The following is a 20,261-nucleotide window of genomic DNA, read 5'->3' as shown; positions in this document are numbered from 1 at the left end:
GTAATTTAGAAATTATGAAAAAAACAATCATTCTATTAGGACTACTGCTTGCTACAAGCAGTAGCCTATTAGCTCAACAAGAAAGTATGATTACTTTCTATAAAGATCACTTAAATTTAGTAAATCCAGCTTTTGTTGGAACCGAAAATGGAACCATTTTTCAATCAACTATCAGACAACAATGGACCGGTATCAAGGATGCTCCTTCAACTCAGGCGGTATCATTTATGACTCCTGTAGGTAAAAAATTAGCACTTGGTTTATCTTTTGTTCACGACAAAGTATTCATTGAAAAACAATCTTTTGTAACATTAGACTTATCCTACAATGTTACTTTAACAGATGAATTAGATTTATTCATGGGAATTAAAGCCGGTGGTAATAACTATGAAGTTAATACGAATGGATTAGAGACTTATAACATTATTAGTGATCCGAGCTTAGTACCTATCTCCCGTTTTAACCCAAATGTGGGAGTTGGTTTCTACCTGAAACATGATAAGTTTTATGTATCACTTTCTACTCCAAAAATGCTAAATACAGAAAGAGCTAAAAATGAAGATGGATATGCAACTGTGTCAACAGATCGTGTACACTACTACTTTTCTGGAGGTTATAACTTTGATATTAGTGGAAACGTTGAGTTGGTTCCTTCTGTAATGGTACGTTATGTAAATGGTGCTCCTTTTTCAACAGATTTTACTGCTACAACGATAATTAACGAAGGATTTCATTTAGGTGCAACCTATCGTACTGATAAATCGCTTGCTGGTCTAGCTAAAATTAAAATCAGTAAAAATTTCATGTTAGGTTATGCCTATGAATATAGCTTAAGAAAAGAACTTTTAGGAAGAGCAAATGGCTCAAATGAATTCTATTTGAAATTCTCTTTCTAAAAACTAATAAACCAATTTAAAACCTCTATCTTTAAAGTTAGAGGTTTTTTTATTTTTAATTCGAAATCTTTTAAATCGATGATTAAGAATTGTTAATTTTTAGGATTTTATATCTATTTTATTTTTGTTTTTGTAATTTAGGGTAATTATTTATTAAAATTATGCCAAATAAAGCGTTACTATTTACCCCCGCCTTAACGCAAGAAAAGTCATTAAAAACTTTGGTAGAAAATCGTACTATTTTTTCTTTAGATCATTGTGAACTAAACATTTTTGAAACCTATCAAAAATCAGATTTGGTTCCTTTGAAGTTTAAAGACTTGGTAGTTACGAGTATGTTGCGTGGTAAGAAAGTAATGCATTTGTTTGAAGATCCAAGTTTTGAATATTTACCAGGCGAAACCGTAATTGTCCCATCTAACGCCGAAATGAAAATCGATTTTCCCGAAGCTTCAAAAGATAATCCTACGCAGTGTATTTCTTTGGCTATCGATAATCAAATTATCACCAATACTTTAGATTTTTTAAACGAAAAATATCCAAAAGAAGGGCAAAATAATTCATGGAAATTAGACCATGAAAACTATTTCTTTTATAACAATGTAGAATTAGCAGGTACAATTAACAAACTGATTAAAGAATGCATGGGCAATTCGTTAACCAAAGATGTTTTAGCTGATTTAACGCTTCAAGAATTGATTATCCGAATTATTCAAACACAAACCACTAAACGTTTTGATAATGAAAACTTTATAGATAGTAATAGTCCAATTACACCTGCAATCGAATACATCAAAAACAACATACGAGAAGCTATTAATTTGAAAGATTTGAGCGATAAAGCTTGTATGAGTACGACTTCATTTTATCGCTATTTTAAAAGAGAATTAGGTATGAGTCCCATAGAATACATACTCAACGAAAAGATAAAATATGCCAAAAAACTATTGAGCAATCCAAACATACAAATCAATGAAGTTTCGTACGCTACTGGATTTGAAGACTGTAATTACTTCATTCGATTGTTCAAAAAATACGAAGGCGTAACGCCAAAGCAATATCAGTTGATGAATTACAATGGTTGATTTTTGTTTCAAGTTTCAAGTTTCAAGTTAATTTTTACTCATTCAACCTAGTTTCCTTTAAATTCTGAACTTCTTCTTCGGTAAATAATCTATAATTTACTTTGAATGTTTTTCCGTAAGGGGTTTCTAATGAAAATCCGCCTGCTCCTATTCCATCGGTTACATCTAGTGTAAAATGTGCGTGTTTCCAATATTCGAATAAATCTTTGTCCACCCAAAATTCAAACCCTTGAATAGTTCCGATACAAACATCGCCATAACGCAAATAAAATCCACCTTTTTCAAAACATTGTGGCTGCGTTCCTTCACAACATCCACCTGCCTGATAAAACATCAAATCACCAAACTTATCCGATAGCCTTTTAATTAATTCTATTGCTTTTTCGGTAGCTTCTAATCGTTTTATTTTTTCCATACTTTGAAATTTAAACATCTAAATTACGTAAGTTTTACCATAGAAACACTTAGATGACTATAAATTAAGTCCACAAAAGCTCTAATTATTTATAAAAACAAACCCAGCATTACACTGGGTTCGTTTATCATCTACTAAAAGAAACCTAATTTGTTCTTGTTGTAAGAAATCAACATATTTTTTGTTTGACGGTAATGATCTAACATCATTTTATGGTTTTCTCTACCAATTCCTGATTGTTTATAACCTCCAAATGGTGCTCCTGCTGGATATGCATGATATTGGTTTACCCAAACTCTTCCCGCTTGAATCGCTCTTGGCACCTGGTATAATTCGTGTGCATCGCGTGTCCAAACTCCAGCTCCTAATCCATACATGGTGTCGTTTGCAATAGCAATTGCTTCTTCAGTATCTTTAAAAGTAGTTACCGCTAATACCGGTCCAAAAATCTCTTCTTGGAAAATACGCATTTTGTTGTGTCCTTTAAATAAGGTTGGTTGAATGTAATAACCACCTTCTAAATCGCCACCTAAATGATTTACATCGCCACCGCATAACAATTCGGCACCTTCTTCTTTTCCTAACTTAATGTACGAAAGAATTTTATCTTTTTGAATTTGAGAAGCTTGAGCCCCCATCATAACTGTAGGGTCTAATGGATTACCCATTTTAATGGCATTCACTCGTTCTAATACACGTTCTATAAACTTATCATAAATCGACTCATGAACTAACAATCTTGATGGACACGTACAAATTTCTCCTTGATTTAAGGCAAAAAGAGCTACTCCTTCTAATGCTTTATCTAAAAAAGCATCATCTGCATCCATAACTGATGGAAAGAAGATATTAGGCGATTTCCCTCCAAGTTCCAACGTAACTGGAATAATATTTTCGGTTGCATATTGCATTACCATTCTACCCGTAGCGGTCGAACCTGTAAATGCAGCTTTACTAACTTTAGGATTGGTAACTAAAGTTCTTCCTAACTCTGAACCAAATCCGTTAATAACATTAATAACCCCTGCAGGAACTAAATCACCAATGATTTCCATTAAAACCAATATGGAAATTGGCGTACTTTCTGCTGGTTTTAACACCACACAATTTCCTGCAGCTAAAGCTGGCGCTAATTTCCAAACGGCCATTAAAATTGGGAAGTTCCAAGGAATAATTTGGGCTACCACTCCAATAGGTTCATGAACAATAATAGAAACCGTATCTTTGTTTAATTCAGTGATAGAACCTTCTTCAGCACGAATAACACTTGCAAAATATCTAAAATGGTCAATAGCTAAAGGGATATCTGCGGCTAAAGTTTCTCGAATAGCTTTTCCATTGTCCACAGTTTCAACTGCAGCAATGTATTCTAAATTAGCTTCAATTCTGTCTGCGATTTTATTCAACATAATACTTCTTTCTGTAGCCGAAGTTTGGCTAAATGTTTTGAATGCTTCGTCAGCTGCATTTACAGCCATTTCAACATCCATTTTAGCCGAATGCGCTGCTTTTGCCATTAATTTTCCATCTACTGGCGAAAGTACTTCGAAATATTGCCCTGTTGAAGGCGCTGTCCATTTTCCGTTGATATAATTATCGTACTTTTCTTTTAGTTGTGGTCTTTGAATTAAATTACTCATAATTTTGATTTTAGGTTTGTTTATCAAATTTAGATTCAATTCTTATTTTAGAATAGCACAATTATTTCATTTAATAGCACAAAACTGATATTGACATAATTTTAACATCTAAAAATTACATTTCTATTAATTTTTATCTCAAATATTTATCAAATTAACAATTTAATCTTTCTAAACTTATCACCAAACTAGTATTCAAAATTTCTAAATTCTAATTTCTAAATTCTAATTTTATAAAGTATCTTTGCGGTTTAAAATTCGATACAAAAATGCGTATATCTTACAATTGGTTAAAACAATTTATCAAAACCGATTTAAAAACTGAAGAAATTGCTGACATTCTAACTGACTTAGGTTTAGAAGTGGAAGGCGTTGATACATATGAAAGTTTAAAAGGAGGTTTACATGGCGTTGTTATTGGTCATGTTTTAACATGCGAAAAACATCCTGATGCTGATAAACTAAAAATCACAACCGTTGATTTGGGTGATGGAAACGCGCCTGTTCAAATTGTTTGTGGTGCTCCAAATGTAGCCGTAGGTCAAAAAGTTCCTGTGGCGACTATTGGCACCAAATTATTTGACAAAGACGGAAACGCATTTGAAATTAAAAAAGGAAAAATCCGCGGACAAGAAAGTCACGGAATGATTTGTGCTGAAGACGAGTTAGGTCTTGGGGATAATCATGACGGAATTATGATTTTGAATGAAGACTTAAAACCAGGAACGCCAGCCTCAAAAGTTTTCGAAATCGAAACAGATAAAGTATTTGAAATCGGTTTAACTCCAAATCGTGCTGATGCGATGTCACACATGGGTGTTGCTCGCGATCTACGTGCTGGATTATCACAAAAGGGAACTACTTCTGAATTAATTACACCATCGGTTAGTAAATTTAAAGTAGAAAAACGTACTTTAAAAATCGATGTAAAAGTTGAAAACGAAAAATTAGTGCCAAGATATTGTGGGGTAACAATTTCGGGAGTGACAGTAAAATCCTCTCCAAATTGGTTGCAAAACCGTTTGAAGGCAATTGGATTAACTCCCAAAAACAATATTGTAGATGTTACTAATTACGTTTTACACGAGTTAGGGCAACCCTTACACGCTTTTGATGCTGCTCAAATTAAAGGAAATAAAGTCATTGTAAAAACAGTTCCGGCTGGAACAAAGTTTGTAACTTTAGATGATATCGAACGTACACTTCACGAAGAAGATTTAATGATTTGTGACGAAAGTGGTCCAATGTGTATTGCGGGAGTTTTCGGAGGGAAAACTTCAGGAGTTTCTGAAAAAACACAGGCTATTTTCTTAGAAAGTGCTTATTTCAATCCAGTTTCGGTGAGAAAAACAGCTAAAAGACATACGTTGAGTACTGATGCTTCTTTCCGTTTTGAAAGAGGAATCGATCCTAGTATTACTGAATACGCTTTAAAACGTGCTGCTTTATTAATTCAAGAAGTGGCGGGTGGCGAAATTACTTCGGATATCGTGGATATTTATCCTAAAAAGATTGAAGACTTCAGCGTGTTTATTCATTTCAACAAAGTGAATAAAATCATTGGTGAAGAAATTAAACCAGAAACAATTAAGAAAATTTTAGCGTCTTTAGATATCAAAGTTAACAGTATTACAGAGGCAGGTCTAGGATTAACCATTCCATCTTACCGTGTAGATGTTACTAGAGAAATTGATGTAATCGAAGAAATTTTACGTGTTTACGGTTATAACAATATCAAAATTCCTTCTAAGGTAAATGCTACTACAGCAAATTCATCAAGAACGGAAGAATATAAAGTTCAAAATATCATTGCCAACCAATTGTGTTCTTTAGGTTTCAACGAAATGATGGCGAATTCACTAACTACGCCAGATTACGTAAAGCTTTCTGAAAACTTAAAAGAAGAGTTCAATGTAATGATGTTAAATCCATTGAGTAGTGATTTATCTTCGATGCGTCAATCGTTATTATTCTCAGGATTAGAAGCGGTTTCTTTCAACATCAACAGAAAAAGAAGCGATTTAAAATTCTTTGAATTTGGAAAAAGTTACCACAAAATGCCAGGTGGTTATGATGAAAACAAACACCTAACATTATTGGTAACCGGAAATCGTCAAAATGAAAGTTGGACTAACGCACAATCAAAATCTGATTTCTTCTTATTCAAAGGATATGTCAATACGATTTTAAGTCGTTTAGGATTGGATAAAAAAGTGATTTCTTTACCTTTTGAAAATGATGTTTTTGCGGAAGGATTAGCCTTAGCCGTTGGAAAAGAAGTGATTGTAGAATTTGGAACCGTTAAAAAATCAATCTTAAAATATTTTGATATTAAACAAGAAGTTTTGTATGCTGATTTTGCTTGGGATAAAATTCAAAAATACGTTTCTAACAAAATCAAGTTTACCGATATTCCAAAATATCCAGAAGTTCGAAGAGATTTAGCGTTATTATTAGACGAGAACGTAAAATTCGAACAAATCTATACCATCGCGAAGCAAACTGAAAAAGGCTTATTGAAAGATGTTAATCTATTCGACGTTTACCAAGGAAATAACTTACCAGAAGGTAAAAAATCATACGCCGTAAGTTTCATTTTACAAGACGATTCTAAAACGCTAACCGACACTCAAATTGATAAAATTATGAGTAAGTTACAAGGTAATTTTGAAACACAGTTAGGAGCGAGTTTGAGATAGTGTTCAGTTTACAGTCGCAGTTTACAGTATAAAAAAACTCCCGATTCAAATGAATTGGGAGTTTTTTTATCACAAAATTTCCTTAAAATTCACTATTTTTACCCCATGATAAAAGTCGTTTTAATAGGTTCAGGAAATGTTGCCCAACACTTAATTCAAGTCTTGTTGCAGGCTAAAAATGTGGATTTGGCTCAAGCATTTGCTCGCAACCCAAATCATTTATTGCATTTGCTTCCTGAAGAAAAAATCACATCTGATTATAATAAAATTATTGAGGCTGATTTGTACATTATTTCGGTTTCAGATAATGCCATTTCGGAAGTTTCTTCGCAATTACCGTTTGAAAATCGTTTGGTAGTGCATACTTCTGGAACTTCAGATATTTCAGTATTGCATGATCAGAATCGAATAGGCGTTTTTTATCCATTACAAACCTTCACCAAAGGCAAAGAAATCGACTTCTCTCCTATTCCCATTTGTTTAGAAGCTGAAAAAGAATCGGATTATCAACTTTTGGAAAAATTAGGCAATTGCATTTCACAAAAAGTAGTCCGAATTTCTTCGGAACAACGAAAAAGTTTACACGTAGCTGCTGTTTTTGTTTGTAATTTCGTGAATCATTTGTACCATATTGGGAATGAAATTTGCACAGAAAGCAACGTCTCATTTGAAGTATTGCATCCGTTAATTCAGGAAACAGCTCATAAAATCATGGAACTTTCTCCGAAAGAAGCACAAACGGGTCCGGCTTTACGAAACGATACCAAAACCATTGAAAAACATTTAGATTTCTTAGAAAACCCCGAATATAAAAACCTATATCAATTACTTACACAATCGATACAACATGTCAAAAAGTTATAAAGAACTCATGAACGAAATTACCACTTTCATCTTCGATGTAGATGGAGTGTTAACTGACGGAACTATTCACGTAACCCCAACAGGCGAAATGCTTCGCAATATGAACATCCGAGATGGTTATGCTATGAAAGCTGCTATTGAAAATGGCTATACCGTTTGTATTATTTCGGGCGGAAGTAATGAAGGTGTTCGCGTTCGCTTAAGAAATTTAGGAATTACCGATATCTATTTAGGCGTTCCAAACAAAGTAGAAACGTTTAAAGAATTCACCGATATTTACAATATCCAACCTGAAAACGTGTTGTACATGGGAGACGATATTCCAGATTATCACGTAATGCAATTGGTAGGTTTACCAACGTGTCCACAAAATGCTGTACCAGAGATCAAAGGAATATCCAAATACATTTCACACGTAGAAGGCGGAAAAGGAGCCGTTCGAGATGTTATCGAACAAGTAATGAAAGTACAAGGCAAATGGATGGAACATTTTGATGCGAAATTTGATTAAAAGTTGATTTTAACGCAAAGGACGCAAAAAACTTAGTGTGACTTTGTGATTTACTTAGTGAAACTTTGAGTAACAATATTATAACAAAAAACAAAATGAAATACTTAAAATTAATTCGATTTCAAAATCTACTATTACTAGCCTTTATGCAGTTGGTTTTTCGATATTTATTTTTAAAACAATCCTATGTTGATTTAGCTTTAACCGATTTCAATTATATTTTATTAGTAATTGCAACCGTTTGCATAGCAGCTGGTGGCTATGTCATCAATAATATTATGGATCAAGATACCGATGAAATTGCCAAACCTCAAAACCGTGTAGTTGGGATTTCGATTTCGGAAACTGTGGCGTATAATTGGTATATTGGATTGACAATTGTTGGTGTTGGAATTGGGTTTTATTTGTCAAATGTGATTTACAAACCTACTTTCGCTTCTATGTTTATTTTGGTGGCGACCTTACTTTATATGTATGCTACGAGTTTCAAACAAATTCCTGTCCTAGGTAATGTTGTAGTGGCATTAATGCTTTCAACGAGTATCATCATCATTGGATTATTTGATATTTTACCCGCAATTGATGTAGAAAATCGTTTCCGAATGAAAGAAGCGTTCGATATTTTAATGCATTATGCCGTTTTTGCTTTTATCATCAATTTGATACGTGAAATTGTTAAAGACATGGAAGATATGGATGGCGATTATCAATCAGGAATTAACTCGTTGCCTATCGCTATCGGAGTTCAAAAAACGAAGATAATTGTTGGCGTTTTAACCATAATTTCAATTGGAATTTTAGTCTATTATGTAAATTCTAATTTATTCGAATTGGATTATGTCGTATATTATACAATGATTTTAATCGTTGGACCACTCATTTATTGTGGAGTAAAATTACTGAATGCTAGTGCAAAAAAAGAATTTCATCATTTGAGTTTGGTCTTGAAAATGATTCTCTTTTTCGGAATTTTATCGGTTGCTGTTATTGTTTTCAATTTAAAATTAACCCATGCTTAAAGACAAACTCAATACAATCAATATTATTTTAGCTTCGGGTTCACCCAGAAGACAGCAGTTTTTTAAAGAAATGGATTTGCATTACACCATTCGCTTAAAGGAAATTGAAGAAATCTATCCCGAGTATTTGCAAGCCGAAGAAATTACCAATTTCTTAGCCGAATTAAAAGCCAATGCCTTCGAAAACGAACTAAAAGAAAACGACGTATTAGTTACAAGTGATACAATCGTTTGGTTAAACGGAAAAGCGTTGGGCAAACCAAAAGATTATGATGATGCCTTTCAAATGTTACAACAATTGGCTAATCAAACGCATGAAGTGATTACATCTGTTTGCTTGAAATCTATGGACAAAACAGAGGTTTTTCATTGTGTGACAAAAGTTACTTTTGCCAATTTATCTGATGAAGCAATCAGATATTATCTTGATAATTACCAACCTTTTGACAAAGCCGGAAGTTACGGAATTCAAGATTGGATTGGTTTAGTCGGAATTTCAAAAATTGAAGGTTCGTATACCAATGTAGTAGGTTTACCCACAGAAATGCTATTTCAAAAACTGATGAATTATGCAAAAACTAATTAACAATCCGTATTGGGAAGAAGGAATTGCTACCTTAACTGTAATTCTAATTTATATCATTTTAAGAATAATCATTACTAAAGTGGTCATTCGCTTTGCAAGATTAAACGAAGTATTAGAACATCGTACTAATCTAATAATCAAATACATTAATCTTTTATTGGGAATTTTAACAGTGATTTCGATCACTATAATTTGGGGAGTAAAAAAAGATCAAATTTTACTTTTTATTTCTTCAATTTTTGCCGTTGTTGGTGTTGCCTCTTTTGCCCAATGGTCGATTCTAAGTAACATTACAGCAGGCATTATTATTTTCTTTTCTTATCCGTTTAAGATTGGAGATAAAATCAAAATTCACGATAAAGAATATCCTGTTGAAGGAGAAATTGAAGATATTAAAGCCTTCTATGTAATCTTAAAAACAAATGATGGTGAAATGATTACCTATCCTAACAACCTATTAATGCAAAAAGGAATTTCAGTAATTTACAAATCATTAGAAGAAAAAGAATTTTTTGACTGATTCATTTTATAAAAATCTGTTAAATAGAAAGCAAAAAAATCTTCCTTTTTTTTAATTCCTTATTTTTGAAACAAAACCATAGCAATGAAAAGAAGCTTTACTTCAATCTTTATTTTTTTTATTTCAATAGCAACATTAGCTCAAGCTCCACAAAAACTGAATTCAGTTGAAATTTACGAGCAAATTCAAAAACTAAATTTCCTAGGAAAAGTACTTTACGTTGCCGCACATCCTGATGATGAAAACACGAAGCTTATCACCTATTTTTCCAATCATTACCACGCACAAACTGCCTATTTATCCTTAACTCGTGGCGATGGCGGACAAAATTTAATCGGAACCGAACTTAGAGAAAAATTAGGGGCTATCAGAACTCAGGAATTACTAGCAGCTAGAAGAATTGATGGTGGTGAACAATTTTTTACTCGCGCTAATGACTTTGGTTTTTCGAAAGAACCAAATGAGACATTTGCCATTTGGAATAAAGAAGAGGTTATGGAAGACGTAATACAGGTTATGGAAACCTTTCGTCCTGATATCATTGTAAACCGTTTTGCGCACAATACGCCAGGAACCACTCACGGACATCATACTGCTTCTGCTATGCTAAGTTTAGAAGCTTATGATATAATAAAATACAAACCAAAACGTGTTTTTTTCAACACCTCTTGGTGGTTTTATGGCAGCCAAGAAGCGTTTGATGCAGCCGATAAATCGAATCTTTTAGCTGTAAACTCTAACGTTTTTTATCCTTTAAAAGGAAAAAGCAATAACGAAATTGCTGCTTTGAGTCGCAGCCAACACAAATGTCAAGGTTTTGGAACTTTAGGAACACGTGGTGACGAAATTGAGTATTTAGAGTTGCTAAAAGGTGATTTACCAAGCAATACCAACCTTTTTGAAGGCATCGATACGTCTTGGAATCGAGTAAAAGGTGGCAATGAAATCGGTAAAATTTTATACGAAATTGAAAAGAATTTCAACTTTGGAAATCCATCCACTCACATTCCAAATTTAATCAAAGCCTACGATTTGATTCAAAAATTAGAAGATTCGCATTGGAAAGAAATCAAAACGAAACAAATTATCAAAATTATTGAAGCTTGTAGCGGTTTGTTCATGGAAGCCATTGCAGATACAGAAACGATTACAAAAGATAGTAAATTCAATCTTCAATTGGAGGTGATTAATCGTAGTCAATCGAATGTAAAACTGATTTCGATTAACGCATTAAATATTAAAAACGAAACTCAAAACAAACCTCTAAAAAACAACGAAAGAGTAAGTCTTGAATTCAAAGATGTTGTGGTTGGAAATGCGGTTGATTATTCTAATTTATTTTGGTTAAAAGAACAACAAACCGAAGGTATGTATCAAGTTTCGGATAAATCGATTCGTATTTTACCTGAAATTTCTACTTCATTTCCTGTAATTTTTACTATGGAAATCGAAGGAAAAACTATCGAATTCGTTAAAAATATTAGCTACAAATTCAATAATCCAGATGATGGCGAAACCTATGTTCCTTTTACCATTTTACCTGAATTTACTTCTTCAATTGAGCCTAAAGTAATTATTTTCAATTCAACCCAACCTAAAGAAATAACTATAAAAGTAAAAGCTCATAAAGCGAATACTTCGGGAAAACTGTCGTTAGTAATTCCACAAGATTGGAAAATCGAACCTAAGGAAATTCCGTTTTCAATTGAAGCCAAAAATGAAGAACGTAAGTTCACTTTTAAAGTGTATCCTACAAAACCTGAAATTACATCAAAATTAATAGCGCAAATAAGTACATCAAACGGAACTTTGGACAAAGAATTAGTTAGCATTCAATATCCTCACATCCCAAAACAAACAATTTTAGTAACTTCTGAATCTAAAGTGGTAAAATTAGATATTGCTACAAAAGGTAAAAATATCGGTTACATCATGGGTGCTGGTGACGAAGTGAACAAAAATTTAGAAAACTTAGGTTTCCAAGTGACTAATCTGAATCCAAACGAAATCACAACCGAAAATTTAAAATCCTTTGATGCTGTAATTTTAGGAATTCGTGCTTTTAATGTGGTAGACGAATTGAAATTTAAGAATAAAATACTTTTTGATTATGTGGCTAATGGTGGAAATGTTATCGTTCAGTATAATACTACCAATAATTTGATTACCAAAGAAATAGCACCTTACAACATAAAACTTTCAAGAGATCGCGTTACCGATGAAAATGCGAAAGTTACTTTCTTATCCCCAAATCACAAAGTACTGAATCAACCTAATAAAATTTCTGAAAAGGACTTCACAGGTTGGGTCCAAGAGCAAGGATTGTATTATCCAAACGAATGGAGTTCCGAATTTATTCCAATTTTAGCTTCCAATGATCCAGGCGAAACACCAAAAAATGGAGGTTTATTAATCGCTAAATACGGAAAAGGAAATTATATTTACACTGGATTAAGTTTCTTTAGAGAACTTCCTGAAGGGGTAAGTGGCGCTTATAGATTATTGGCTAATTTAATTGCATTGGATAAGTAATGGAAGAAAAACACAGATGGAAAAAAAGTTATAGCATTGTACTGATTTTGAATGCTATCTACATTTTGATTTTCTATTTATTAAAAGAAATTTATACCTAAGTATGGAAAATTTAGATTGGATAGTTTTATCAGTCACTTTATCGTTTATTGTCATTTACGGAATTCTTAAAACCAAAGGAAGCACCAATGTAAAAGACTATTTATTAGATAACAACGAAACGCCTTGGTTCACCGTTGGGGTTTCGGTTATGGCTACACAAGCAAGCGCAATTACCTTTTTATCAACACCAGGTCAAGCCTATCATGACGGAATGGGATTTGTGCAATTCTATTTTGGATTGCCTTTAGCGATGATTGTAATTGCTTATACTTTTATTCCAATATACCATCGACTGAAAGTATATACCGCTTATGAATACTTAGAGCAACGTTTTAATATTGAAACTAGAACATTAGCCGCCATTTTATTCCTAATTCAAAGAGGACTTGGAACCGGAATTACGATTTATGCGCCATCGATTATTTTATCGGCTTTATTGGGTTGGAACTTAAATATGCTGAATATCATCATCGGAATTTTAGTAATTGTTTACACCGTAACAGGCGGAACTAAAGCAGTTAATGTTACCCAAAAACATCAGATGTTCGTGATTATGTCGGGAATGTTCATCATTTTCTTTTACATTTTAGCGAATCTTCCTCACGAAGTTGATTTTTCAAATGTACTTCATATTGCAGGCGCAAATGGAAAAATGGACATTCTAGATTTCTCTTACAATCCAGAGACACGTTACACGTTCTGGAGTGGAATTACCGGTGGATTCTTCTTGATGCTTTCCTATTTTGGAACGGATCAATCTCAGGTAGGACGTTATTTATCTGGAAAATCGGTTAAAGAAAGTCAAATGGGATTAATAATGAACGGAATTTTGAAAGTTCCGATGCAGTTTTTCATTCTTTTAACTGGAGTTTTAGTATTTGTTTTCTTTCAATTTAACGATGCTCCCCTTCATTTCAATCCAACCAATGTTGAAAAAGTAAAAGCTTCGGAATACAAGGCCGATTACGAAAATTTAGAACAAAAATTATCACAAATCAACACAGACAAAAAGATTGTGAATCAAATTTATATCGAACAATTAAAGCACAATGAATTCGATAATCCTATTTTAAAGAAACAAATGGTAGCACTTTCCTTGAAAGAAAAAGATTTAAGAGAAGACGCGAAAGAAGTGATTAAAAAAGTAGACGAAAAAACAGAAACTAATGACAAAGATTATGTGTTTTTGTATTTCATTTTAAATTACTTACCAAAAGGACTTCTAGGCTTACTTTTAGCTGTAATTTTTAGTGCGGCTATGTCGTCTAGTGCATCTGGCTTGAATTCCCTTGGTGCTACTTCAGCTATCGACATTTACAAAAGAAACGTGAGCAGTAAATCCGATAAGCATTATGTAGTAGCCACACAATATTTCACAGTATTTTGGGGAATGGTAGCCATTGGATTTGCATGTATTAGTTCGTTATTCGAAAATTTGATTCAATTGGTGAACATCATTGGTTCGATTTTCTACGGAACCGTTTTAGGTATTTTCTTAATAGGATTCTATATCAATTATATCAAAGGAAAGGCAGTCTTCATTGGAGCTTGCGTGAGCCAGTTAACCATTTTTTATATCTTTTATTTGGATGTGGTAAGTTATTTATGGTTGAATTTTATTGGAGCGCTTTTAACAATTACGTTATCATTCTTAATCCAAAAATATTCAAATAAAACATAAAAAAATCCCGATTGAATCGGGATTTTGTTTATTAAAATGCTTCATTATTTAGACCATTCAGCAATGCTGTCTTTGTTCATTTTCTCATAATCAGCGTTTCCAGCTTTAACTGATAAAGCTAAAGATTCTTTTGCTGTAGCAATAGCTCCTTTTTTGTCACCCAATTTTGCTTGTATTAAAGACTTTAATCTCAAATACCAAAAAGGAACATCTCTGTCTTTTGGTGAGTTTGAAATAGCATTGTTAACCCAAGTTAACGCTTTATTCATGTCTTTATTAGTTTGATAGAAATATTGAGCAGATGAAAAATAATCTGCTGCAGTTGGACCTGCTAACGTTTTCTCTATACTCTTCATAGCCATTTCTTCTGAAGGAACTGTAAAAGGAATAGCTACTGAAGTTCTTTCCCAAGAAATTTCAACAACACCAGCATCACTAGTTAAGTTGTTCAAAGAAATAGTAAATGATTCTACTGATTTATTTGAAGTTTCAGGCTTAAGCGTTACTTTTAATGCCACTTTTGTATCATCCCATTTCTCTGGTAAACCCCAATTGTTAGTATCCGTATAGAAAATCACATCCCAACTATCTGCCTTTGGAGTTGTAAACAACGCGTATTTTCCTTTTTTAAGTTCTTTTCCTGCAACTTTAACATCATCACTGAAGGAAATAGTTGTGTTTCCATTTGCTCCTGTTCTCCACATTTTACCAAAAGGAACTAAATCTCCATAAACAGTTCTTCCTTTTGCACTTGGTCTAGAATATTCTAATTGTACATTAGTTAATCCAACAACTTGTTCAACTTTTGCTAATGGACTTGACTGAGGTGTTTTTACTTGTGCCTCTACCACAAAATTGGCTAATACTAAGGCCAACATTACAATAATTTTTCTCATAGTTAGTGTTTTTAGATGGTCAAATTTACAAATTGTGATCAAACCAAATGTTAATTAATACTTAAATGATATTTTTTTGTTTAATTTTTTACTTAAAAGTTTAAACAATTTTGTACTTTTACAAAAAAAAATAATCATGAAAATTTATCGACTACATACCAAACAAAATTTACCAATTTCAATTGACAAAGCTTGGAAACTTCTATCTGATCCCAAAAATTTACAATTGATTACCCCAGATTACATGGGATTTAAAATTCTTTCTGGAGCTGATAGACCAATGTTTCCGGGGCAAATTATTCAATATATAGTGACTCCAGTTTTAGGAATTCCAACTAAATGGGTGACAGAGATTACTCATGTGGTTGACAAACACTATTTTGTAGACGAACAACGTTTTGGTCCTTATGCATTATGGCATCACAAACATTTCATCAAAGAAATTCCCGGTGGTGTTGAAATGGAAGATATTGTAGATTATAAAGTCCCAATGGGAATTTTAGGTCAGTTGGTTCATCCTATTTTAGTGAAACCAAAATTAGATGAGATATTTGAATATCGTAGAAAAAAATTAATCGAATTATTTGGGGAATTTAAAGGATAACATCATGAAAAACATATTATTAATAGGTGGTTCTTACGGAATTGGATTAGCCATAGCAAAAGAACTACAATTCGAAAATAACGTTTACATTGCTTCAAGAAGTAATGAAAATTTATCCGATGTTAAAGCTATTCACATTGCATTTGATGCAACAACTGACACAATTGACACATCTAAATTACCAACTATCATTGATGGATTAGTATATTGTCCGGGAAGCATCAATTTAAGACCTTTCAAAGGACTAAAACCAGAAGCTTTTGAAACCGATTTACAAATTAATTTCCTAAGTTTGGTAAAAGTAATTCAATCAGTCTTGCCAAATCTATTAGCATCGGAACAAGCGAGTATAGTTGCTTTTAGTAGTGTAGCTGCTACCATGGGAATGCCATTTCATACTAGCGTAGCCGCTTCAAAAGGTGCAATTGAAGGTTTTGCAAAAGCATTAGCCGCAGAATATGCACCAAAAATTAGAGTAAACGTAATTGCACCATCATTAACCGATACCCCTTTAGCCGATAAATTCTTGAATAACGAAACGAAACAAGAAAAATCAGCCGAGCGCCATCCGTTAAAACGATTTGGAAAACCAGAAGACAGCGCACAAATGGCAACCTTTTTATTAAGTGATAAAAGCAGTTGGATCTCAGGACAAATTTTCCATGTTGATGGTGGAATGTCAAGTTTATTAGTAAACGGATAACAAGTTCAATTTCAAGTTCAAAAATCAAACTTGAAACCTTAAACTTGAAACTTTAACCCAAAACAAAAAAAATGAACATCTTTTGGTTTAGACGCGATTTAAGAGTAGATGATAACGTAGGATTTTTTCATGCTTTGAATAGTAATGAAGATGTCTTACCCATTTTTATTTTTGATGAAAATATTCTGTCACAATTACCAAAAAATGATGCGCGAGTAACATTTATCCACGAACAATTAGAGAAAATTCAATTGGAATTGAATAAACACGGAAAATCATTAGCCGTTTTTTATGGTAAACCTATTGAAATTTTCGAAAAGTTAATTGCTGAAAATAAAATTAGGTCTGTTTTCACCAATCACGATTACGAACCTTACGCGCGTAAACGTGATAAGGAAATGAATCAGTTATTTATTTCCAATGGAATTTCGTTTTTAACTTCGAAAGATCAAGTAATTTTTGAAAAAAGCGAAGTAGTTAAAGATGATGGAAGTCCTTATGTGGTGTACACGCCTTATTCGAAAAAATGGAAAGAGAACTTCAAAAAAATAAAATTAGTTCATTATCCTTCGGAAGAAAAATTGGATAAGATAGCCAAACACTACTACCCTTTTTTATCGTTAGACGAAATTGGTTTTGAAAAATCTGAAATTAAAGTTACGCCTTATGATGTTTCCGAAAGTTTAATTCAAAATTACGAAGCTACTAGAAATTTTCCTGCATTAAACAAAACCTCGTATTTGGGAATTTATCTCCGATTTGGAGCGGTTTCTATCCGAAAAATGATTGCCAAAGCTATTGCTGAAAAAAACGAAACCTTTTGGAACGAATTGATTTGGCGCGAATTTTTCATGCAAATCTTATGGCATTTTCCACATACGGCAAACAAAAGTTTCAAGGAAAAATACGATGCAATTCAATGGGAAAATAACGAAGAAAAATTCAAAAAATGGTGTCAAGGAAAAACGGGTTACCCCTTTGTTGATGCCGGAATGCGTGAATTAAACAAATCGGGACACATGCACAATCGGGTTCGAATGATTGTAGCCAGTTTCCTTTGTAAACATCTTTTAATTGATTGGCGTTGGGGCGAAGCTTATTTTGCTCAAAATCTTTTGGATTACGAAATGGCTAGTAACGTTGGGAATTGGCAATGGGCTGCTGGCTCTGGAGTGGATGCTGCACCTTATTTTCGAATTTTCAACCCAACAGAACAAATCAAAAAGTTTGATAAAGACTTAAAATACATCAAAAAATGGATTCCTGAATTGGAAACTCAATATTATCCAAAACCTATTGTAGACCATAAAGAAGCACGTGAAAAATGTTTAAAAGTCTACAAAGAAGCTGTTGGTTAGAATAGCGTTGCCCTAAACACTATAAAACGTAAAAAAATGAAAATTGTTTGGTTCAAGAGAGATTTGCGTTTGCACGATCATGAAGCCTTACATGAAGCCTTATCAACTTCTGGGAAGACTTTATTGCTTTACATTTTCGAACCTTCGTTGATGAAAGATTATCATTACAGTCAACGTCATTTTGATTTTATAAAACAATCGTTAGAAGCTTTACAGAAAGAACTTTTAAAATATCACACGCAAATCTTAATTGTTCAAGGCGAAGCAGTTGCAGTTTTTGAAAAACTATCGAAACTTATTTCCATCAGAGCCGTTTATTCACATCAAGAGACTGGAATTAAATTGACTTTTGATAGAGATTTAGCTGTTTCGAAATTATTAAAAAATAAAGGTATCACTTGGAACGAATACATCACTAACGGCGTTATTCGAGGCATCAAAAATCGAAAAACGTGGAAAGAAGATTGGTATGATTTTATGGATAAAGATTGCCTTCCATTTCAACCTACACCCAGAAGTTTTGTTAAATATATTGAAATTGAAGAATTAGAAAATCATTTCGAAATTCCATCGATTCAAACGGTTCACAATCCCAATTTTCAGAAAGGTGGCGTTCCAACAGCCTTACGTTACATGAAATCATTTTTTGAAGAACGCATTCAAAATTACAGCAGCCACATTTCAAAACCAGAATTAGCCAGAAAAGGATGTAGTCGTTTATCGCCTTATATTGCATGGGGAAATTTATCAATTCGACAAGTATATACTAAAGCTTGGGAATTGCATCAGCAAGGAAAATTTAAGCGTCAGATTTCCAATTTTGCTTCACGTTTGCGTTGGCAAGCGCATTTCATTCAGAAATTTGAGATGGAATGTTCAATGGAATTCATCGCTGTAAATAAAGGCTATCGCAATTTGAATCAAAGAGTTAACGAAAAATTCCACAAAGCTTGGATTACTGGAAAAACGGGCGTTCCTTTGGTTGATGCTTGTATGCGTTGTTTGAATACGACTGGTTATTTGAATTTTAGAATGCGTGCTTTGGTAGTATCGTTTTATACACATCATTTGTTCCAACCTTGGCAAAATTGTAGCCCGCATTTGGCCCAACAATTTTTAGATTTTGAACCTGGAATTCACTATCCGCAAATTCAGATGCAAGCTGGCGTTACAGGAATCAATACACTACGTGTTTACAATCCGGTGAAAAATTCGTACGAACATGATGAAGATGGAAATTTCATCAAAAAGTGGGTGCCTGAATTAGCAAATATTCCAACCGAATTCATCCACGAACCTTGGAAATTAACTCCAATAGAATCCATGTTGTATGGGTTTGAATTGGGACGCGATTATCCGAATCCTATTGTGAATTTGGAAGAAGCTAGAAAGTTTTCGAGCGATTTCTTTTGGTCGATGCGAAAAAATGAATCGGTTAAAAAAGATAGTAAGCGCATTTTAGCGAAACATACCTTACACGATCAAGAAATGAGTTAGTTTAAATCACGAACTTTCTCAAAATTCAATTCATTGAAATGTCGAATAACGACATTAGCTTTGGATAAATCTTGGTCTTTCGAATGAAAACTATCGTAACCCACACAAAAAATTCCAGCTGAAACTGCGGCTTGAATTCCGTTGGTACTATCTTCAATTACGATGCAATTTTCTATTGGAGCAACTGATAAACTTGCAGCATGTTCAAAAATTGCTGGATGTGGTTTCGACTTAGGAAAATCTTCTCCCGATACAATATGGGTAAAATATTGGTGTAAATTAAAGCGAGTAAACACTCTGTTAATCGTCACCTTTGAAGCCGAAGAAGCTAGAATTAGCTGAATTCCGTTTGCATGTAATTCTTGGATTAATTCTTCTACACCTTCAATCAAATACAAATCTTCTTTTAAATCGAAAGCTTCGTTAAACAAATGGCGTTTTCTCAAGATTAAATCTTCCACATCGTCTTGCAAATCGAATTGAGCTTTTAATTTCTGAAAGATATTTCGAGTGGAATTTCCTGTAAACGAACGATACATTTCATCTGAAACTGCGATGTTTAATTCATTAAAATGTTGGTAATACGCAAAATGATGTACCGGTTCGGTATCTACAATTACGCCATCCATATCGAAAATTACAGTCTGTATCAT

General features: G+C 33.3%; 18 protein-coding genes. 14 read left to right on the top strand and 4 right to left on the bottom strand.

The genetic code is table 11. From position 1 onward, the window contains the following. The first annotated feature begins 14 nt into the window (after positions 1-14). Both NAT47_RS08680 and NAT47_RS08675 read left to right on the top strand, forming a co-directional pair. Positions 15-896 (top strand): PorP/SprF family type IX secretion system membrane protein, encoded by an 882-nt coding sequence (locus NAT47_RS08680; protein ID WP_250582004.1) that lies wholly within the window; start codon positions 15-17, stop codon positions 894-896. A gap of 161 nt (positions 897-1,057) precedes the next feature. Then, entirely contained in the window at positions 1,058-1,981 is a 924-nt protein-coding gene (locus NAT47_RS08675) for an AraC family transcriptional regulator (protein WP_250582003.1), read from the top strand. Between the two features lie 34 nt (positions 1,982-2,015). Here the strand turns inward: NAT47_RS08675 and NAT47_RS08670 are convergent, their stop codons facing one another. Beyond that, positions 2,016-2,396 carry a DUF779 domain-containing protein gene (locus NAT47_RS08670; protein WP_250582002.1) on the bottom strand — a complete coding sequence of 127 codons (381 nt, stop codon included), beginning with the start codon at positions 2,394-2,396 and terminating at the stop codon, positions 2,016-2,018. 134 nt (positions 2,397-2,530) lie between these two features. After that, positions 2,531-4,036: an aldehyde dehydrogenase family protein gene (locus tag NAT47_RS08665; protein WP_250582001.1), complete on the bottom strand. Its 1,506-nt coding sequence runs from the start codon at positions 4,034-4,036 to the stop codon at positions 2,531-2,533. Positions 4,037-4,305: 269 nt separating this feature from the next. Here NAT47_RS08665 and pheT point away from each other — a divergent pair, with 269 nt between their 5' ends. From pheT to NAT47_RS08625, 8 genes are all read left to right on the top strand, one after another. Then, positions 4,306-6,735 (top strand): phenylalanine--tRNA ligase subunit beta, encoded by a 2,430-nt coding sequence (pheT, locus tag NAT47_RS08660; protein ID WP_250582000.1) that lies wholly within the window; start codon positions 4,306-4,308, stop codon positions 6,733-6,735. A 105-nt stretch (positions 6,736-6,840) separates the two neighbouring features. Continuing rightward, positions 6,841-7,599: a Rossmann-like and DUF2520 domain-containing protein gene (locus NAT47_RS08655; protein WP_250581999.1), complete on the top strand. Its 759-nt coding sequence runs from the start codon at positions 6,841-6,843 to the stop codon at positions 7,597-7,599. Then, a complete protein-coding gene (locus NAT47_RS08650) occupies positions 7,583-8,110 on the top strand; it encodes a KdsC family phosphatase (protein ID WP_250581998.1) in 528 nt (175 codons plus the stop codon). The genes NAT47_RS08655 and NAT47_RS08650 overlap by 17 nt, the downstream gene beginning before the upstream one ends. A gap of 95 nt (positions 8,111-8,205) precedes the next feature. After that, positions 8,206-9,129: a geranylgeranylglycerol-phosphate geranylgeranyltransferase gene (locus NAT47_RS08645; protein ID WP_250581997.1), complete on the top strand. Its 924-nt coding sequence runs from the start codon at positions 8,206-8,208 to the stop codon at positions 9,127-9,129. Continuing rightward, on the top strand, positions 9,122-9,715 hold the full coding sequence (locus tag NAT47_RS08640; RefSeq protein WP_250581996.1) for a Maf-like protein: 594 nt from the start codon (positions 9,122-9,124) through the stop codon (positions 9,713-9,715). Before NAT47_RS08645 ends, NAT47_RS08640 begins: the two co-directional genes overlap by 8 nt. Continuing rightward, complete coding sequence (locus NAT47_RS08635; RefSeq protein ID WP_250581995.1) at positions 9,699-10,235, top strand: mechanosensitive ion channel domain-containing protein; 537 nt, start codon at positions 9,699-9,701, stop codon at positions 10,233-10,235. The genes NAT47_RS08640 and NAT47_RS08635 overlap by 17 nt, the downstream gene beginning before the upstream one ends. A gap of 84 nt (positions 10,236-10,319) precedes the next feature. Beyond that, the gene (locus NAT47_RS08630) at positions 10,320-12,767 is read left to right on the top strand and encodes a PIG-L family deacetylase (RefSeq protein WP_250581994.1); all 2,448 of its coding nucleotides are present in this window, start codon (positions 10,320-10,322) and stop codon (positions 12,765-12,767) included. A gap of 103 nt (positions 12,768-12,870) precedes the next feature. After that, a complete protein-coding gene (locus NAT47_RS08625; protein ID WP_250581993.1) occupies positions 12,871-14,550 on the top strand; it encodes a sodium:solute symporter in 1,680 nt (559 codons plus the stop codon). A gap of 44 nt (positions 14,551-14,594) precedes the next feature. Here NAT47_RS08625 and NAT47_RS08620 read toward each other — a convergent pair whose 3' ends face one another. Next, positions 14,595-15,446: a DUF2911 domain-containing protein gene (locus NAT47_RS08620; RefSeq protein ID WP_250581992.1), complete on the bottom strand. Its 852-nt coding sequence runs from the start codon at positions 15,444-15,446 to the stop codon at positions 14,595-14,597. A gap of 136 nt (positions 15,447-15,582) precedes the next feature. Here NAT47_RS08620 and NAT47_RS08615 point away from each other — a divergent pair, with 136 nt between their 5' ends. The 4 genes from NAT47_RS08615 (at position 15,583) to NAT47_RS08600 (ending at position 19,608) form a co-directional block, all read left to right on the top strand. Continuing rightward, on the top strand, positions 15,583-16,050 hold the full coding sequence (locus tag NAT47_RS08615; RefSeq protein ID WP_250581991.1) for an SRPBCC family protein: 468 nt from the start codon (positions 15,583-15,585) through the stop codon (positions 16,048-16,050). A 4-nt stretch (positions 16,051-16,054) separates the two neighbouring features. Next, positions 16,055-16,753: an SDR family NAD(P)-dependent oxidoreductase gene (locus tag NAT47_RS08610; RefSeq protein ID WP_250581990.1), complete on the top strand. Its 699-nt coding sequence runs from the start codon at positions 16,055-16,057 to the stop codon at positions 16,751-16,753. Between the two features lie 71 nt (positions 16,754-16,824). Continuing rightward, positions 16,825-18,111, top strand: a complete 1,287-nt coding sequence (locus tag NAT47_RS08605) for a cryptochrome/photolyase family protein (RefSeq protein WP_250581989.1) — start codon at positions 16,825-16,827, stop codon at positions 18,109-18,111. A 36-nt stretch (positions 18,112-18,147) separates the two neighbouring features. After that, positions 18,148-19,608 carry an FAD-binding domain-containing protein gene (locus NAT47_RS08600; protein WP_250581988.1) on the top strand — a complete coding sequence of 487 codons (1,461 nt, stop codon included), beginning with the start codon at positions 18,148-18,150 and terminating at the stop codon, positions 19,606-19,608. Here the strand turns inward: NAT47_RS08600 and NAT47_RS08595 are convergent. After that, positions 19,605-20,261 (bottom strand): HAD family hydrolase, encoded by a 657-nt coding sequence (locus tag NAT47_RS08595; protein WP_250581987.1) that lies wholly within the window; start codon positions 20,259-20,261, stop codon positions 19,605-19,607. The two genes, NAT47_RS08600 and NAT47_RS08595, sit on opposite strands and share 4 nt — an antisense overlap.

It is taken from the genome of Flavobacterium fragile (genome assembly GCF_023634865.1).
Classification (GTDB): Bacteria; Bacteroidota; Bacteroidia; order Flavobacteriales; family Flavobacteriaceae; genus Flavobacterium; species Flavobacterium fragile.
This window is presented reverse-complemented; position numbering and strand designations above follow the sequence as displayed.